Below are 16,311 nucleotides of genomic sequence, written 5' to 3'. Positions count from 1 at the left end.
CGCTGCTGCCAGCCCCGGACCTTGCCGCGAGATCGGCATCTTCCTCGTGAGGTCGGCAGTTGGCATCGAGATCGGTCCAGGCCTGTGCCGATCTCGATGCCAACTGCCGACCTCGTTGCGAAGGTGCCGAGTTGGGCGGGGCGAACTGCCGACCCGGGCGTGGTGCGTCGGGCCCGGCGTGGTGTGTCGGGCCGGGCGTGAGCCTTGCCTCGGGGTGTGGGCTCGCGGTCTGGCCCCGGGGCCTGGACTCGGGATGTGGGCCCTCGGGATGTGGGTGGCGCGTGGTGGGATAGGGGCGTGAACGGGGAAGCGGGGCGAGCCGAGGCGCTCGACAGGGCTTTGCCCGGCGGAGCCCCGCAGGACGAGGCGCTGCTCGGGCTCGACGAGGTGGGCGCCGCGCCCGCCCGTGCGCGCGGTCGCGGCAACGTCAAGCTCCGGAACCCGCTCGACAAGGCCGAGACCAACGGCATCCCCATCGCCGAGACCCTGCCGGTCGCGCGGGTCGTGCTGGACCTGCAGCCCGCACACCTCGACCAGCCGTACGACTACCTGGTCCCGGCCACCATGGCCGAGGATGCCCAGCCCGGCGTCCGGATCAAGGCCCGGTTCGGGCGGCAGGAGGTCGCCGGGTACGTCGTCGCGCGCCTGGAGACCTCGGACCACGACGGCCGGCTGGTGCCGCTGCGCCGTGTGGTGTCCGGCGAGCGGGTGCTGACGCCGCAGGTGCTGGAGCTGTGCCGGGCCGTCGCCGACCGGTACGCGGGCACGCTCGCCGACGTCCTTCGCCTGGCGGTGCCGCCGCGGCACGCGCGCGTGGAGAAGGAGGCGGGACTGGGGCCGGAAGCTGTGATTCCGCCGCCCGCGGATACCGTCCCGGTTTCCGCGCAGGTCCCCTCGGCCTGGGCCTCGTACCGCGGAGGTGAGGCGTATCTGCGGCGGATCCTCGCGGGCGAGGCGCCGCGGGCCGTGTGGTCGGCGTTGCCAGGGGTAGGCGGCAACACCGACGAGGACGACGGCAGGACCAGCGGTGCCGGTGGCGCCGGCGACCGTCGTACGGGCGGCAGCAACGACCACAGCACCGACGCCAGCAGGGACCGCCCCACCGACGGCAGCACACACGGCACCACGGGCGCCGTCACGCCGCACTGGGCCGCCGCCGTCGCGCAGGCCGTGCGGTCGTGCACCGCGGGCGGGCGCGGGGCGCTCGTGGTGGTGCCGGACGCGCGGGACGCGGCCCGGGTGACCGCCGCACTGGAGGGTGTGGGGCTCGGCGCGGACGACGTGGTACGGCTGCTGGCGGACGACGGGCCCGCCCCCCGCTACCGCGCGTTCCTGCGGGCGCTGCGTGGCTCCGCGCGCGTGGTGGTGGGCACGCGGGCCGCGATGTTCGCGCCCGTTGCGGACCTCGGCCTGGTGGTCCTGTGGGGCGACGGCGAGGAGACGCTGGCCGAGCCGCACGCCCCCTACCCGCATGCCCGCGACGTGCTGGCGCTGCGCGCTGAGCGGGAGGCCGCGGCGTTCCTGCTGGGCTCGCCCGGGCGGACGGTGCAGGCGCAGGCGCTGCTGGCCTCGGGCTGGGCGCGTGAGCTGGCGGCGCCCCGGGACGTGGTGCGGGCCAGGGCGCCGCGCGTGCGGGCGCTGACCTCCGTCGAGCTGGCGCGGGAGGGTGCCGCGGCGGCGGCCCGGCTGCCGTCGGCCGCGTGGCGGGCCGCCCGGGACGCCCTGGCGCGCGGACCGGTGCTGGTGCAGGTGCCGCGGTCGGGCTACCTGCCGGTCGTGGCGTGCTCGCGGTGCCGGGTCGCGGCGCGCTGCGCCCACTGCCATGGCCCGCTGGGCCTGCCGCACGCCGAGGGCGCGCCGCAGTGCACCTGGTGCGGCCGCCTGGCCGGCGGCTGGCGCTGCGAGCAGTGCGGCTGGACGGGCCTGCGGTCGGTGCGCGTCGGGTCGGCGCGTACGGCCGAGGAACTGGGCCGGGCGTTCCCGGGAGTTCCGGTGCGCCAGTCGTCGGCGTCGGCTCCCGGCGGGGTGCTCGACGTCGTTCCCGCCACGCCCGCGCTCGTCGTCGCGACGCCAGGGGCCGAGCCCGTCGCGGAGGCCGGCTACGCGACGGCGCTCCTGCTCGACGCCGCCGTCATGACGGGCGGCACCGGCCTCGCCGCCGGAACCGAGGCGCTGCACCGCTGGCTGGCGGCGGCGTCGCTGGTGCGGCCCGGACCGGAGGGCCAGGTGCTGCTCGTGGGCGACGGCGCACCCGGGCCCACCCAGGCCCTGGTGCGCTGGGATCCCGCGGGCTTCGCGGAGCGGGAGCTCGACGAGCGGGCCGGGCTGCACCTCCCGCCGGCCGTGCGCGTCGCCGCGGTGACGGGCGACCGGGTCGCGGTGGACGCCGTCGTGGGCCGGGTCGGGCTGCGGGAGGATGCCGGAACAGGCGCGGGCGTTCTCGGACCCGTCGAGGTGGACCCTGAGGCCTCCGGGCGTGGGCCGGGCGGGCGGGGTACGGCGACGCCGTCGGGCGGCAGGGCCGGAAGCGCGCGGGCCGGCGGCGCGAAGGTTGGCGGCGGGGCCGGGCGGACCAGCGCAGCCAGCAGAACCAGCGCGGCCGACGGGGGCAGCAGCGGCGGCAGGAGCGTGGCCCCGGTCCAGGCGCTGGACCTGCCCGTGCGTACCGTGCTGCGCGTACCCCTTGCCCAGGGAGACGAGCTCGCCCGTAGGCTCAGGGCGAGCCTCGCCGTCCGCTCCGCGCGACGCGAGGGCGGGACCGTCCGTGTGCAGCTCGACCCCAAGGAGATGTTGTGAGCTCTGCCGACCTGACCCCAGCGACCGACTCGGCGACCGACTCGGCAGCCGACTCCCTGACCGATCGCTGGATCCAGATCGCTGCCGGACAGGCGACCGATACGGCGGTCGATCTCGGGACCGACCCCATGACCGACTCCGGGACGGAGACCACGACCGAGATCGCGACCGACAACGCGACCACCCCGGCGATCGACACCGTCGTGTACGACTTCGGCAACGTGCTGGTCGGCTGGGACCCCTTCCGCATCTACACGGACCGGACCAGGGCCGACGCCGAGGCGTTCTTCGAGGCCGTCGACTTCAACACGATCAACCACGCCGCCGACGCCGGAACGTCGTACGCCGTGCTGCTCGAACGTGTGGCCCGCACGCACCCGGACCTCGTCGACGACCTGCGCCGGTACGTCGACCGCTACGAGGAGACGCTGACCGGGCCGATCGAGGGGTCTGCGGAGCTCGTGGCGGAGCTCAAGGGCCTCGGGCTGCGGCTCTACGGGCTGACGAACTGGCAGGCGGAGACCTTCCACAGCGCCGAGCCCGCCGCACCAGCGATCGGGCTGATGGACGACGTCATCGTCTCGGGCCGCGAGGGCATGGCGAAGCCGGACCGGCGCATCTTCGAGCTGGTCGTCGAGCGGTTCGGGGTGGACCCGGCCCGCGCCGTGTTCATCGACGACCGGCCCGTGAACGTGGACGCGGCACGCGGCGTCGGATTCCACGGCATCGTGTTCACGCACACCGCGGCGCTGCGCAAGGAGTTGCGTGCGCTGGGTCTCCCGGTCGCCGCTTGAGGCAGCTCCTCCGGACCCGCACACCTAGACTGACCAGGTGCGTCTTCTCTTCGCCGGAACCCCCGAACCCGCCGTCGCCTCGCTGGAGGCCCTGCTCGGCTCGCGCCACGACGTCGTCGCCGTCCTCACCCGCGCCGACGCGCCGTCCGGCCGGGGCCGCAAGCTCACACCGAGCCCCGTGCGCGCCCGGGCCGACGAGGTCGGGATCCGGGTCATCACGGACGTCCCGCGCGGCGACGACTTCGTCGCGATGCTGCGCGAGCTGGAGATCGACGCCGCCCCCGTCGTCGCCTACGGCCACATCCTGCGGCCCGCCGTGCTCGCCGTGCCCCGCCTCGGCTGGGTCAACCTGCACTTCTCCGTGCTCCCGGCCTGGCGCGGCGCTGCACCGGTGCAGCGCGCCGTGATCGCCGGCGACGAGGTCACGGGCGCCACCACCTTCCTCCTCGACGAGGGCATGGACACCGGACCCGTGCTCGGCACCACCACGGAGACCATCCGGCCCACCGATACGTCCGGCGACCTGCTCGGCCGCCTCGCCGTCTCCGGCGCCGAGCTCCTCGTGGCCACGCTGGACGCGCTCGAGGACGGCACCCTGCAGCCGCAGCCCCAGCCCACTGACGGCGTCTCCGTCGCCCCCAAGCTCACCACCGACGACGCCCGCGTGGCCTGGACCGACCCGGCGCTCGCCGTCGACCGGCTGGTGCGCGGCTGCACGCCGGCGCCCGGCGCGTGGACCACGCTGCCCGGGTTCGACACGGACAGCAGCGCCCGCCTGGGCCTCGGACCGGTCTCGCCGCGTCCGGAGGTCACCGACCTGCGGCCCGGTGAGGTGCGCGCGCTGAAGCACGAGGTCCTGGTCGGGACGGCGACGCACGCCGTGGCGCTCGGCGAGGTGCGGCCCGTCGGCAAGAAGGCGATGCCAGCGCCGGACTGGGCACGAGGCGGCGGGCGGGCGCTCGTCGAGGCCGGACTGGTGCTGGGCGACGCGGGGACTCGCGTCACTGCGACCGGCCCGGCGGAGGCGTCCGCATGAGGGCGTACGACGACGGCGGCCGCGGCACCGCGGGCAGCGCCGGCTCGCGCGGCGGCCGAGGCTTCGACGACGACCGGCGCAACGCCTCAGGCCGCCAGCGCTCGGCGTCCCGGTCCCGCGGCGAGCGGGGACGGACGTCGCAGGCGCCGTCGGAACGCCGCAAGCGCACCGACCTCGCGCGGACGGCGGCCTTCGACGTGCTGCGCGAGGTCGACGAGTCCGACGCCTATGCGAACCTGGTGCTGCCCCCGCTGCTGCGCGAGCGGCGGATCCGCGGTCGCGACGCCGGCTTCGCGACCGAGCTGACCTACGGCACGCTGCGGCTGCGCGGCCGGTACGACGCGATCCTGTCGTCCTGCGTGGACCGGCCCCTGTCCGGGCTCGACACGGCGCTGCTCGACGTCCTGCGCCTGGGCGCCCACCAGCTCCTCGGCATGCGCGTGCCCGTGCACGCGGCGGTCTCGGAGACGGTGGGGCTCGCACGCAACCGGGTCGGTGCGGGGCCAGCGCAGATGGTGAACGCCGTGCTGCGGCGGGTGTCGGAGCGCTCGCTGGAGGAGTGGCTGTCCGTGCTCGAGAAGGAGGCGCCGGACGCCCTGGCCGGACTCGCGGTCACCGAGTCGCACCCGCTGTGGATCGCGCGGGCCCTGCGCGAGGCGCTGGTCGGCAACGGGCGCAGCGTCGACGAGCTCGGCGAGCTGCTGGCCGCCGACAACGCCGCGCCGCGCGTCACCCTGGTCGCCCGGCCGGGCCTGGTCGAGGTGTCCGACGACGACGCCTGGGGCGACGCCGACCTGGTCGCCGGCCGCTGGGCGCCTACCGCACTGCGGCTCGAGGGCGCCGACCCGTCCGGGATCCCTGCCGTCCGGGAGGGCCTGGCCGGTGTCCAGGACGAGGGGTCGCAGCTCGTCACGCTCGCCCTCGCCGGCGTGCCCGTCGAGGGCAGCGACCAGCGCTGGCTCGACCTGTGCGCGGGCCCGGGCGGCAAGGCGGCCCTCCTGGCCGCGCTCGCCGCACAGCGGGGGGCGCGGCTGGTCGCCAACGAGGTCGCGCCGCACCGCGCCCGCCTGGTGGAGAAGGCCCTGGCAGCGCTGCCCGACGGCGCGGTCGAGGAGGTGCGGACCGGCGACGGACGCGACGTCGGCACCGATGAGCCGGGGGCGTACGACCGCGTGCTCGTCGACGCGCCGTGCACGGGTCTTGGCGCACTCCGCCGTCGGCCCGAGAGCCGGTGGCGGCGGACGCCGTCGGATCTCGCGACCCTCACCGGACTCCAGCGTGAGCTGCTGGCGTCCGCGCTGGACGCCGTCCGCCCCGGGGGAGTGGTGGCCTACGTGACCTGCTCGCCGCACCTCGCCGAGACGCAGCTCGTGGTGTCGGACGTGCTCAAGAAGCGCGCCGACGTCGAACGGCTGGACACCCCGGCCGCCGTTCGCGCGGCCGTGCGGACGCCGGAGCGGCCGGGCTCGGCGGACGACGGAGAGATCCCGCTCGCGGACCGCTCCGACGTGCAGCTCTGGCCGCACGTGCACGGCACGGACGCGATGCACCTGACGCTGCTGCGCAAGGTCGCTTGACCTGTCGGCCCGCCTGCCCTGTCGTCATCCGGCTGGTGGGCTGGCCGCCTGGTCTGTCGTGGTCCGCCGGGCGCGGGCGCGCTGGACGAGCGCGACGGCTGCGGCGAGGACGGCCATCGACGCTGTGGCGGTGAGTACGACGGACAGGCCGACGACGAACTGCGTCTCGGCCTGCCAACCACTGTCTCCCAGGGCCTGCGCGTTGCCCGGCCTGCCCGGCTCGTAGACCAGCTCCACGACGTTGCCCTCGAAGTAGACGTGGTCCCACGGGCTGATCGAGGAGGTCGCCTCGGTGTCATCCGGCAGTTGGAAACGCACGTCGAGCCAGCCACTGCCGCCGCTCCAGTCGCTCCTCTCGACGATCCCCCGCGCGCGGGCACCGGTGTCCTGGAGAGATCGCGCGTCGTTCACGGAATCCGCCGCGAACAGCCCGAACAGCACCGCGCTCGCCACGGGCGCGAGGAACAGGAAGAACACGATCTGCGGCGTCTCGAGGCGGGCGAGGATCTGCTGACGGCGCCCAGGTGGGCGGGTTCTGAGCGGTGGTCGTTGGCGCAGGAGATGCTCGTTGCCGGGACACCCGTCGCGCAGACGGGTCCAGGCGCGTCGAAGGAGCTCGCCGAGGGGGAGAAGCGCGAAGAGCAGCAGTACGAGAGCGAACAGGTCGAAAAGTGCGACAAGAATGATGTTGAAGTCGACCAGGGGCTCGCCGACGGCGATGGCCACACTCGGGTTCTGAGGGTCGTAGACCACGTCGATCGTTTCGCCCACGTCGACGCCGCGTGGCCACCTGTCGAGGGTTGTCTCGAAGCGTGGCGGCTCGATGGGTCGGACCGTGAGCGAGTCTGACCCGCGACCTGCCGTGTTGTGGTGCAGCACCGAGGCTTCGGCGCGTACGCCGTGACTCTCAAGGACTGCCCGCTCCTGGAAATACCCGAACGTCAGATAGGCGGGAAACGCTGCGAAGGCGAGAAGCCCACAGATCATCGCCACGAGCGCACCAACGGCCGCGGACCTGAGGGCTGCCCGTGTCCTTGCCGACTGCGCGGCCAGGCGGGCCCGTACCGTGGACCAGCGCGAGCCCAGCGACTCTTGATCCTGCGCGGCGATCTGCCGCTCCATCGCGCGGCGTGCCGCCTTCTGCCGCCGCGTCACTCCGGCCGCCTGCGGCGTCGGCGAATGAGCGACCCCAGCGCGGCTGGGACCGAGAGCGGGACGAGCGAGAGCGCGACGACCCCGACGGCGACAATTACCCGCATGTCCAACGTCCAGCCGTTCCGGATCCCGTCGACGGCGACAAAGACGCCGAATCCCGCGTACAGGGGCGGAGTGATCAGCATGATGAGCACGAGACGAATGTCCATGCCGTCGAACCAGCGGCGCGTGTCCGTGCGGGCCTGGGCCGTGAACCGGGCGACTGCTCGTGCGGACCGGGTGGCCAGCGGACCGTCGTCGTCCGAGGTGAGGAGGTGCCGCAGGCGCCGGACGACCTCGCCGCCTGCGATGACCACCCCGGGCAGGCAGACCACCACCACCAGGTCGACGAACAGCGCGGCGGGCAATCGCCAGTCGGACGGTGCACCGGCACGGACCTGCGAGATCGTCGTCCAGAAGAATCCGGTCGCCAGGGTTGCCATACCTCCCACGATGGCGACAAGGTGCGGCGTCGACCGCGCCCTGATCTCGTCCACGCGGAACGTCGCGCGCAGCGACTGAACACGTCGGTGCCGACTGCTCGGCGACTCGCCCTCGTGCTCCCGCCCTTCAGCCACGTCCTCCCGCCCTTCAGCCACGTCGGGAGACTAGCGGTGCGTCCCGCCGACAGGTCCGGGATCTGGCAAGCCTGGTGGGTGAACTTCTACACGCCCGCCGGCGGCCACACACCGATGATCACGGCCATGACCAGGATCGTGACCAGCTCGTGCGCCAGGTTCAGGGTGGTGAGCGCGGGCGGGCGGCCCTCGAAGGCGTCGTGCGTGATGATGCGGGCGGCCGTGAACCCGATCCAGAGCAGGACGGCGGTCACGACCGCCGCCGTGAAGAAGCTGCCCTCGTAGAACTCCCACGAGATGTAGGTGGCGCCGGCGAGCACCCAGGCCGTCAGGAAGGTGACGATCACCGTGACGACGATGGGCCAGATGCCGGCAGCCTCCGCGGCCTTGGGGTCCACCTTGGCGAGCCGCATCCAGCGGTTGCCGAACACCCTCGGGGTGTACCAGACCGAGCCGACCACCAGGGTGGACAGCGTGGCCACGATCACTGCCCAGTAGTTCACGTCGGGAATCATCTGTGCTCCGGTCTGTCGGCGGCGCGTGGAATCGGCCTCTACGCTGGCATCATGGCAGCACTCATCGCCCCTAGCATCCTTTCTGCGGACTTTGCCAACCTCGAACGGGACCTCGGCCGGATCGCCGATGCGGACTACGCGCACGTCGACGTCATGGACAACCATTTCGTGCCGAACCTGACGCTGGGGCTGCCGGTGTTCGAGCGGCTCGCGAAGGTGTCGCCGATCCCGCTGGACGCGCACCTCATGATCGAGGACCCCGACCGGTGGGCGCCGGCGTTCGCGGAGGCGGGGGCGGCGTCGGTCACCTTTCACGCGGAGGCGGCGCAGGCGCCGATCCGGCTGGCGCGGGAGCTGCACCGACGCGGCGCGCGGGCAGGCGTGGCGCTCCGCCCGGCGACCCCGGTCGAGCCGTACCTTGACCTGCTGACCGAGATCGACATGATCCTCGTCATGACGGTGGAGCCCGGGTTCGGCGGCCAGTCGTTCATCGAGGGCACGCTGCCCAAGATCCGCCGCGCCCGCGAGGCCGTGAGCGAGTCCGGGCTCGACGTGTGGATCCAGGTGGACGGGGGAGTGTCCCGCGACACGATCGAGCGCGCGGCCGACGCCGGCGCGAACGTCTTCGTGGCGGGCTCGGCGGTGTACGGGGCCGAGGACATCCCGGCCGAGATCGCGGCGCTCCGCGAGCTGGCGGCGCGACACCTGCACTGAGTGCCCGGCCCGGGCTCGTACTTTTGCCCGATCCGGCCGCCCACCAGCCCTCGTAGCATGAGGTCGTGTCCGCCATCCGCTCGGTCTGGGACGAACCGCGGCCCGCCGATCCGCCAGCGCGGTCGTGGCGGGACTGGGGGCTCGTCGGGCTGTTCGTGGCCGCGGCTGTGGTCGAGGGGTTCGTCCGCCCGGAGCTCCCGGGACGGTGGGTGGAGGTCGCGGGCGTCGTCGTGCTGGCGCCGACCCTGCTGTGGCGACGTACGCACCCGCTGCTGATGACCGTCGTCGTGCACGCGGTCTCGATGGTGCCCGCCCTGGTCCTGGACCGGGAGCTGCTGTTGGTCGCGAACGTGTTCGTGCTCGTCCTGCAGTACGCGCTGTTCCGCTGGGGGAGCGGGCGCGACATGGTGCTCGGATCCGTCGTGGTGCTCGCCAAGATGGGCGTGAACACGGCGCTCGGATTCCTGACGCTCTCGGATCTGGCGGCGGGTTTCGCCATCCTCGGCGCGGTCGGCGCGCTGGGGCTGGCGTTCCGCTACCGGGCAGGGGTCCGACGGCGCGAGCGCGAGCAGGTGGTGCTGCTCGAACGGGAACGCCTCGCGCGCGACCTGCACGACGTCGTGGGCCACCACGTCTCGGCCGTCGCCGTCCGCGCGCAGGCGGGACTCGCCGTGGCCCGCACCGATCCCGACGCCGCCGCCGACGCCCTGCGCATCATCGAGGCCGAGGCCGGACGTGCGCTCGCCGAGATGCGCACCCTGGTCCGGGTCCTGCGCTCGGACTCCCTGCGCGCCGGCCCGCCGGGCCTGCCCGGCCAGCGCGAGGAAGCCGAACTCGACCCGGGACCCACCATCGCCGACGTCGCGCGCCTCGCCGACCCCGGCCCGCCCGTCACCCACGTCGCCGCCGACGGCGACGTGACGGCCGTCCCTGCGGCGGTCGGCGCCGCCGTGCACCGCATCGCCCAGGAGTCGGTCACGAACGCACGCCGCCACGCCCGCGGAGCCACGCGGATCACCGTCCGCGTCTCCGTCGGCGAGGCCCACGTCCGGCTCCTCGTGTCCGACGACGGCGACCCGCCGACACGTCCGGCCCACGACGGGTTCGGGCTGGCCGGGATGCGCGAACGCGCAGCGCTGCTGGGCGGCACGTTGGTCGCCGGGCCGACCGGGGCGCGGGCCAGGGGTGCACGGCAGACGGGCGAGGATGGCAGCGAGCGCTCCACGGCACGTCTCGCCCACGCCGACGACGGTGCTGCCCGGGGCTGGACCGTCGAGGCGGTCCTCCCGCTGTCCGGGCGGGCACGACCAGGTCGGCACGCATGACCGGCGACCGTGCTGAGCGCCCGGGCACCGCGGCGGATCCTGACGTCGTCGCGGGTCCGAACACCGCTGGACGTCCGGACGGCACGGCAGGTGCGAACGCGACCGAACGTGGGGACAGCGCCGCGCCTCAGGAGGCCGCGGAACGCGGGAGCAGCGGCGGACCTGCCGGCGACGGCCGCCCCATCAGAGTCCTCGTGGCGGACGACCAGGAGATCGTGCGCACGGGCCTGTGCATGATCCTGGGTGCCCAGGACGGCATCGAGGTCGTCGGCGAGGCGGCGGACGGCGACACCGCCGTCGAGCTGGCGCGACGGCTGCGGCCCGACGTCTGCCTGTTCGACATCCGGATGCCCGGCCTCGACGGGATCGGGGCGACCCGGCTGCTCGCGGGGCCGGGTGTGGCCGACCCGCTCGCCGTCGTCGTCATCACCACGTTCGACCTGGACGAGTACGTGTACGGGGCGCTCCGCGCGGGCGCGCGCGGCTTCCTCCTGAAGGACGCCGGCCCCGCCCTCCTGGCCCAGGCCGTACGGGCCGCCGCGACCGGGGACGCCCTCATCGCGCCGAGCGTCACGACCCGCCTGCTCGAGGCCTTCGCCGACGTCGGTCCGGCCGCACAGCCGCCCGCGCAGCCGCTCGACCCGCTGACGGCGCGCGAGGAGGAGGTGCTCCGTGCCGTCGCGCGCGGGCGGACCAACACCGAGATCGCCCACGAGCTGTTCGTCACCCTGAGCACGGTGAAGTCGCACGTCGCGAACCTGATGACGAAGGTGGGCGCGCGCAACCGCGTCGAGATAGCGCTCTGGGCGTACGACACGGGCCGGGTGCGGCCCGGCCGGCCCTGAACTGGCCCGACGAGTCGTACTTTCGGCCAGGCCGAAACCGGACGAGACCGGCCCACGGGCCGATGACGCGACCCCGCCGCACCCGGGACGCTCGACGCATGACGACGACCGACGCAACAACCGCCCCGACCCGTCCCCGGCGCACCGAGTGGCTCGTGCCCGCCGGGCTGCTCCTGCTGTCCGTCATCCCGGCGCTCGGAGGTGGTTTCCGGGTCACCGAGCTCGCGTCCGACCCGGCGGTGACCGCCGAGAACGCGCGGTTCGTGAACCAGCCCTTTCCGGTCCTCGTGCACATCGTCTGCGCGACGACGTACAGCATGCTGGGCGCGTTCCAGTTCGTTCCGAGCCTGCGCCGACGCCGGTGGCACCGGTGGGCCGGACGGGTCCTGGCGCCCGCGGGCCTCGGCGTCGCGCTGACCGGCCTCTGGATGACGGCGTTCTACGACCTGCCGCCCAAGGACACCGCCGTCGTCAACGGGGTGCGCTACGTGGTCGGCGTAGTGATGATCGTGTCGATAGTCCTGGGGGTGCGTGCGGCCCTGCGGCGGGACTTCGTGGCGCATCCAGCCTGGATGATGCGGGCGTACGCGCTGGCGATGGGCGCGGGCACGCAGGCGTTCCTGCTCGGGCCGTACCTGGCCGTCAGCGCAGCCCCCAGCCCCGTGACCATCACGGTCCTGATGACGGCGGCGTGGGTGATCAACATCGTGGTGGCCGAGTGGGTGATCCGGCGCCGGCGCGGCCCGCGTGCGACAGTCCGCGCGTGATCCTCCGCCTGTGACGCAAGGCACGGTCTCGCCGGCCCGAGGCTGTGGCATCCTGTGGGCAGCAGTGCACACACGTGCTCCGGGGTCGGTGTAATTCCGAGCCGGCGGTGACAGTCCGCGACCCGCGTCCTTCCGCAGGAAGGCCGGTTGACCTGGTGGAACTCCAGGACCGACGGTGAAAGTCCGGATGGGAGGCAGCACGTGCGGCGTCGCCGTCCCCTGGGGCGCGTGACGTCGTGACGCCGTGCGCGCGCAGGACCGTCTCGGTCCCGCGTCGCGCACCCGTCGTCCACCCCCGGAGCGCCGACGCTCGGGGAGGACGGCATGAACCAGGCACCGCAGGCCCGCATGACAGGCTACGCGGGAACACCCACCGGACCGCTCGCTGCGGCCGAAGTTCTGCAGCAGGCCATGCGCCGCGCCCTGGCGCTGGCCGCGCTGGGCCCGGCACACGGTCCGAACCCGCGCGTCGGCTGCGTGCTCCTGGACCCCGACGGTCGCACGGTGGGCGAGGGCTTCCACCGCGGCGCCGGCACGCCCCACGCGGAGGCGGCCGCCCTGGCCGACGCGCGGTCGCGCGGAGTCGACGTGCGAGGGACGACGGCGGTGGTCACGCTGGAGCCGTGCGCCCACCACGGCCGCACCGGCCCCTGTGCCGATGCCCTGATCGACGCCGGCGTCGCCGCCGTGCACGTGGCGGTGAGCGACCCGAACCCCGTGGCCACCGGCGGCGCCACCCGGCTCCGGGCCGCCGGGATCGAGGTGACCACCGGTGTGCTCGCGGACGAGGGCGAGGAGCTGCTCCGCGCCTGGCTGCACGCGGTACGCACCGGCCGCCCCTACGTGACGCTCAAGCTCGCCACCAGCCTCGACGGCCGGGTCGCGGCCGCCGACGGGACGAGCCGCTGGATCACCGGCGAGGCGGCGCGGGCGCACGCGCACACGGTCCGCGCCCGGGTGGACGCCATCGCCGTCGGCTCGGGGACCGCCCTGGCCGACGACCCGGCCCTCACCGCGCGGACGGCCGACGGCGGCCTCGCCGAGCACCAGCCGCTCCGCGTGGTGCTCGGCACCCGCCCCGTGCCGGACGACGCCCGCCTGCGCGGGCCCGGCGGCCCCCTGCTGCACCTGCCGGGGCGCGATCTCGACGCCAGGCTTCGCGAGCTCGGTGACCGGGAGGTGCGCCACCTGCTGGTCGAGGGCGGTCCCACCCTGGCGACCGCCCTGCTGGCCGCCGACGCCGTCGACGAGCTCCACGCCTATGTGGCGCCGGTGCTGCTCGGGGCGGGCGCCACCGCCGTCGGCGATCTCGAAATCACCACCATCGGGGCGGCCGCGCGGTTCGCCACCGGGGAGGTGACCCGGCTGGGCGACGACGTGCTCGTGGTCGCGCGCCGGACGGGGCGTCACGGCTCGCCTGCCGGGCGGGCCGATCCCGCCGATGCGACGGCGCCCGCGCACTCCGCGGCGGATGCGCACTCTGCCGCACCTGGGCACCCGGAGTCTGTTCGCCCCGCCCACCCCGCTGGACCCGTTCAGGAGGAGATCTGATGTTCACCGGAATCGTCGAGGAGCTCGGCACCGTCATCGCGTTGGAGCGGCCCGGCGCCGCCGGATCTGGCGGGGCACCCGATGCCGTGCTGACCGTCGCCGGGCCGCTCGCCACGTCCGACGCCCAGCCGGGCGACTCGATTGCCGTCGACGGCGTGTGCCTGACCGTCACGTCCGTGGCCGACGGCGCGTTCGTCGCGGAGGTGATGCCGGAGACCCTGCGCCGCACGTCGCTCGGCGGGCTTGCCCCGGGCGACCCGGTGAACCTGGAGCGCGCTCTGCCCGCGAACGGCCGGTTGGGCGGGCACGTGGTGCAGGGACACGTCGACGGCGTCGCGACACTGGTGCGGCGCACGCCCGGCCCGCGCTGGGACGACCTGGAGCTCGCCGCGCCCGCCGCCCTGACCCGCTACATCGCGGAGAAGGGCTCGGTCGCGCTGTCCGGGGTCTCGCTCACGGTGACGTGGGTGTCGGACGACGGCTTCGGGGTGTCGCTCATCCCGACCACGCTGGCGGTGACGACGCTCGGGCGGCTGGTCCCCGGCGACGTCGTCAACGTGGAGGTGGACGTGCTCGCGAAGTACGTCGAACGACTCATGGCGACCGGTGCGGTCGCCCGGTCGGCCGCGAACGGCGTGGTCGGCGACCTGGCTGCCGAGGCGGCACGATGAGCGCGCTGCGCGCCGTGCGCACGGCAGAGAGCGGCCCGGCAGAAACGAGCGGCGTTGACACGAGCCTGGTCGAGCGGGCCTTCGCGGAGCTCGCCGCAGGGCGGCCCGTTCTGGTGGCTGACGACGCGGGCCGGGAGAACGAGGTAGATGTCGTCTTCGCCGCGCGGACGGCGACGCCGGAGTGGGTCGCATGGACTGTGCGGCACTCGTCGGGGTACCTGTGTGCGCCGATGCCGGCGCACCGCGCCGACGCGTTGGAGCTGCCGCTGATGGTGGAGCGCAGCGAGGACCCGCGAAGGACCGCCTATACGGTCTCCGTAGACGCGGCGGTGGGTGTGACGACGGGGATCTCGGCTACGGATCGTGCGCTGACGCTGCGGACGCTGGGCGACGCGGCGGCAGGCGCGCGGGATCTGATCCGGCCCGGGCATGTGCTTCCGCTGCGGGCTCGCGCGGGTGGAGTGCTGGAGCGGCCTGGGCACACGGAGGCCGCCGTGGACCTGGTGCGGTTGGCGGGTGGCGTTGCCGCAGACCTGGGAGAGGTGGGTGCGATCGCGGAGCTGGTTCGGGATGACGGAGCGGTGATGCGGCTACCCGAGGCCCGTGCCCTGGCGGTGGAGGCGGGTCTGGTGGTGCTGACGGTTGCCGATCTGGTGGCGTGGCGCCGGGCGTACGACCCCGTGGTGGTGGCCGACGGCGGTCCTGGTGCGCGGGTGCATCGGGCGGGGGAGGCGTCGCTGCCGACGCGGTACGGGGATTTCCGTGTGGTGGCATACCGCGATCTGCGTTCGGGTGCGGAACACCTGGCGTTGACGCCGCAGGGCTCAGTGCACGCCGGCGGGAACGGCATGCCGGGAAGCTCGGTGCAGGGATCGCTGGTGCGAGTGCACTCAGAGTGCCTGACGGGCGACGCGCTGGGCTCGCTGCGGTGCGACTGTGGTCCGCAGCTGCAGGCGTCGCTGGCGGCCGTGGCCTCCGAGGGCGGTGCGGTTGTCTACCTGCGTGGTCATGAGGGCCGGGGGATCGGCCTGTCCGCAAAGGTGCGGGCGTACGCGCTGCAAGATGCGGGGCGCGACACGGTGCAGGCGAATGTGGACCTGGGGCTTCCTGTGGATGCGCGCGAGTACGGCGCGGCGTCGGCGATCCTCGCGGACCTCGGGCTGGACGGAGTGACGTTGCTGACGAACAACCCGGAGAAGGTCGCAGGCCTCCGAGCGGCCGGTACGGACGTCGTCGGGCAGCGCGGCTTGGTGGTGGGCCGCGGGGTGCACAACCACCGGTACCTGGAGACGAAGCGGACGGTGCTGGGGCATCACATCGGGGACGTGGACCTGGATGACCTGAAAGCCGAGCTGGGCAGGAACAACCTGGACATGACAGAGGACGAAGGAGCATGCGCATGAGCGGGGCCGGAGCACCGAAGGTGACCGTCGACGGTACGGGCCTGCGGGTGGTTGTGATCGCGGCGAGCTGGCACGAGCAGGTGATGGACGGCCTGCTGGAGGGCGCCCGGCGGGCGCTGCGTGCCGCGGGCGCGGACTGGACGGAGGTGCGGGTGCCGGGTTCGTTCGAGCTGCCGGTGGCCGCTGCGCGTGCTGCGGCCGGGGGAGCGGACGCCGTCGTCGCGCTGGGCGTGGTGATCCGGGGCGGCACGCCACACTTCGAGTACGTGTGTTCGGCGGCGACGTCGGGCCTCACGGACGTGAGCGTGCGCACCGGTGTGCCGGTCGGGTTCGGCGTGCTGACGTGCGACGACGAGGCACAGGCGCTGGACCGGGCCGGGCTGGAGGGCTCGCACGAGGACAAGGGCGCCGAGGCGGCCGAGGCCGCGGTGGCCACCGCGGTGACGCTGCGTGACCTGAGGCTCGCTCCGGCCTGACGGAGCTCTGATGCAGTGCTGATGCGGCGATTCGCCGAGTACTGCATTAATAGTGTGCCAAGCGTTCAG

The 16,311-nt window shown here is 74.1% G+C and carries 15 protein-coding genes and 1 riboswitch; of the genes, 12 read left to right on the top strand and 3 right to left on the bottom strand.

The window, feature by feature from the left end:
• Positions 1-297 precede the first annotated feature (297 nt).
• Genes AC0QU1_RS12670 through AC0QU1_RS12655 form a run of 4 tightly spaced genes read left to right on the top strand, consistent with a single transcriptional unit; the run spans position 298 to position 6,203 of the window.
• On the top strand, positions 298-2,796 hold the full coding sequence (locus tag AC0QU1_RS12670; protein WP_483569705.1) for a primosomal protein N': 2,499 nt from the start codon (positions 298-300) through the stop codon (positions 2,794-2,796).
• Positions 2,793-3,590: an HAD family hydrolase gene (locus AC0QU1_RS12665; protein WP_483569704.1), complete on the top strand. Its 798-nt coding sequence runs from the start codon at positions 2,793-2,795 to the stop codon at positions 3,588-3,590. The genes AC0QU1_RS12670 and AC0QU1_RS12665 overlap by 4 nt, the downstream gene beginning before the upstream one ends.
• A gap of 37 nt (positions 3,591-3,627) precedes the next feature.
• Positions 3,628-4,626, top strand: coding sequence for a methionyl-tRNA formyltransferase (gene fmt / locus AC0QU1_RS12660; protein WP_483569703.1), 999 nt, complete (start codon positions 3,628-3,630; stop codon positions 4,624-4,626).
• On the top strand, positions 4,623-6,203 hold the full coding sequence (locus AC0QU1_RS12655; protein WP_483569702.1) for an RsmB/NOP family class I SAM-dependent RNA methyltransferase: 1,581 nt from the start codon (positions 4,623-4,625) through the stop codon (positions 6,201-6,203). Before fmt ends, AC0QU1_RS12655 begins: the two co-directional genes overlap by 4 nt.
• Before the next feature lie 24 nt (positions 6,204-6,227).
• Here AC0QU1_RS12655 and AC0QU1_RS12650 read toward each other — a convergent pair whose 3' ends face one another.
• The 3 genes from AC0QU1_RS12650 to AC0QU1_RS12640 all read right to left on the bottom strand — a co-directional run bounded on the left by AC0QU1_RS12650 (position 6,228) and on the right by AC0QU1_RS12640 (position 8,490).
• A complete protein-coding gene (locus AC0QU1_RS12650) occupies positions 6,228-7,325 on the bottom strand; it encodes a DUF3592 domain-containing protein (RefSeq protein WP_483569701.1) in 1,098 nt (365 codons plus the stop codon).
• Positions 7,326-7,354: 29 nt separating this feature from the next.
• Positions 7,355-7,996: a hypothetical protein gene (locus AC0QU1_RS12645; protein WP_483569700.1), complete on the bottom strand. Its 642-nt coding sequence runs from the start codon at positions 7,994-7,996 to the stop codon at positions 7,355-7,357.
• 65 nt (positions 7,997-8,061) lie between these two features.
• On the bottom strand, positions 8,062-8,490 hold the full coding sequence (locus AC0QU1_RS12640; protein ID WP_483569699.1) for a DUF1761 domain-containing protein: 429 nt from the start codon (positions 8,488-8,490) through the stop codon (positions 8,062-8,064).
• Between the two features lie 51 nt (positions 8,491-8,541).
• Between AC0QU1_RS12640 and rpe the strand changes: the two genes are divergently transcribed.
• The 8 genes from rpe (at position 8,542) to ribH (ending at position 16,242) form a co-directional block, all read left to right on the top strand.
• On the top strand, positions 8,542-9,204 hold the full coding sequence (gene rpe, locus AC0QU1_RS12635) for a ribulose-phosphate 3-epimerase (protein WP_483569698.1): 663 nt from the start codon (positions 8,542-8,544) through the stop codon (positions 9,202-9,204).
• Between the two features lie 65 nt (positions 9,205-9,269).
• The gene (locus AC0QU1_RS12630) at positions 9,270-10,529 is read left to right on the top strand and encodes a sensor histidine kinase (protein WP_483569697.1); all 1,260 of its coding nucleotides are present in this window, start codon (positions 9,270-9,272) and stop codon (positions 10,527-10,529) included.
• A 233-nt stretch (positions 10,530-10,762) separates the two neighbouring features.
• On the top strand, positions 10,763-11,374 hold the full coding sequence (locus AC0QU1_RS12625; RefSeq protein WP_483616549.1) for a LuxR C-terminal-related transcriptional regulator: 612 nt from the start codon (positions 10,763-10,765) through the stop codon (positions 11,372-11,374).
• Between the two features lie 98 nt (positions 11,375-11,472).
• A complete protein-coding gene (locus tag AC0QU1_RS12620; protein ID WP_483569696.1) occupies positions 11,473-12,141 on the top strand; it encodes a DUF2306 domain-containing protein in 669 nt (222 codons plus the stop codon).
• A gap of 70 nt (positions 12,142-12,211) precedes the next feature.
• A riboswitch (FMN riboswitch) is annotated at positions 12,212-12,346 on the top strand.
• A 143-nt stretch (positions 12,347-12,489) separates the two neighbouring features.
• Positions 12,490-13,692: a bifunctional diaminohydroxyphosphoribosylaminopyrimidine deaminase/5-amino-6-(5-phosphoribosylamino)uracil reductase RibD gene (ribD, locus tag AC0QU1_RS12615; RefSeq protein ID WP_483576683.1), complete on the top strand. Its 1,203-nt coding sequence runs from the start codon at positions 12,490-12,492 to the stop codon at positions 13,690-13,692.
• Complete coding sequence (locus AC0QU1_RS12610; protein WP_483569695.1) at positions 13,692-14,363, top strand: riboflavin synthase; 672 nt, start codon at positions 13,692-13,694, stop codon at positions 14,361-14,363. Before ribD ends, AC0QU1_RS12610 begins: the two co-directional genes overlap by 1 nt.
• Positions 14,360-15,766: a 3,4-dihydroxy-2-butanone-4-phosphate synthase gene (gene ribB / locus AC0QU1_RS12605; RefSeq protein WP_483569694.1), complete on the top strand. Its 1,407-nt coding sequence runs from the start codon at positions 14,360-14,362 to the stop codon at positions 15,764-15,766. The genes AC0QU1_RS12610 and ribB overlap by 4 nt, the downstream gene beginning before the upstream one ends.
• On the top strand, positions 15,763-16,242 hold the full coding sequence (ribH, locus tag AC0QU1_RS12600) for a 6,7-dimethyl-8-ribityllumazine synthase (protein ID WP_483569693.1): 480 nt from the start codon (positions 15,763-15,765) through the stop codon (positions 16,240-16,242). Before ribB ends, ribH begins: the two co-directional genes overlap by 4 nt.
• The last annotated feature ends 69 nt before the right edge of the window (positions 16,243-16,311 follow it).

Source organism: Promicromonospora noduliphila (assembly GCF_056951025.1).
The sequence above is the reverse complement of the archived record's forward strand: the minus strand, read 5'-3'. Positions and strand labels throughout refer to the sequence as shown.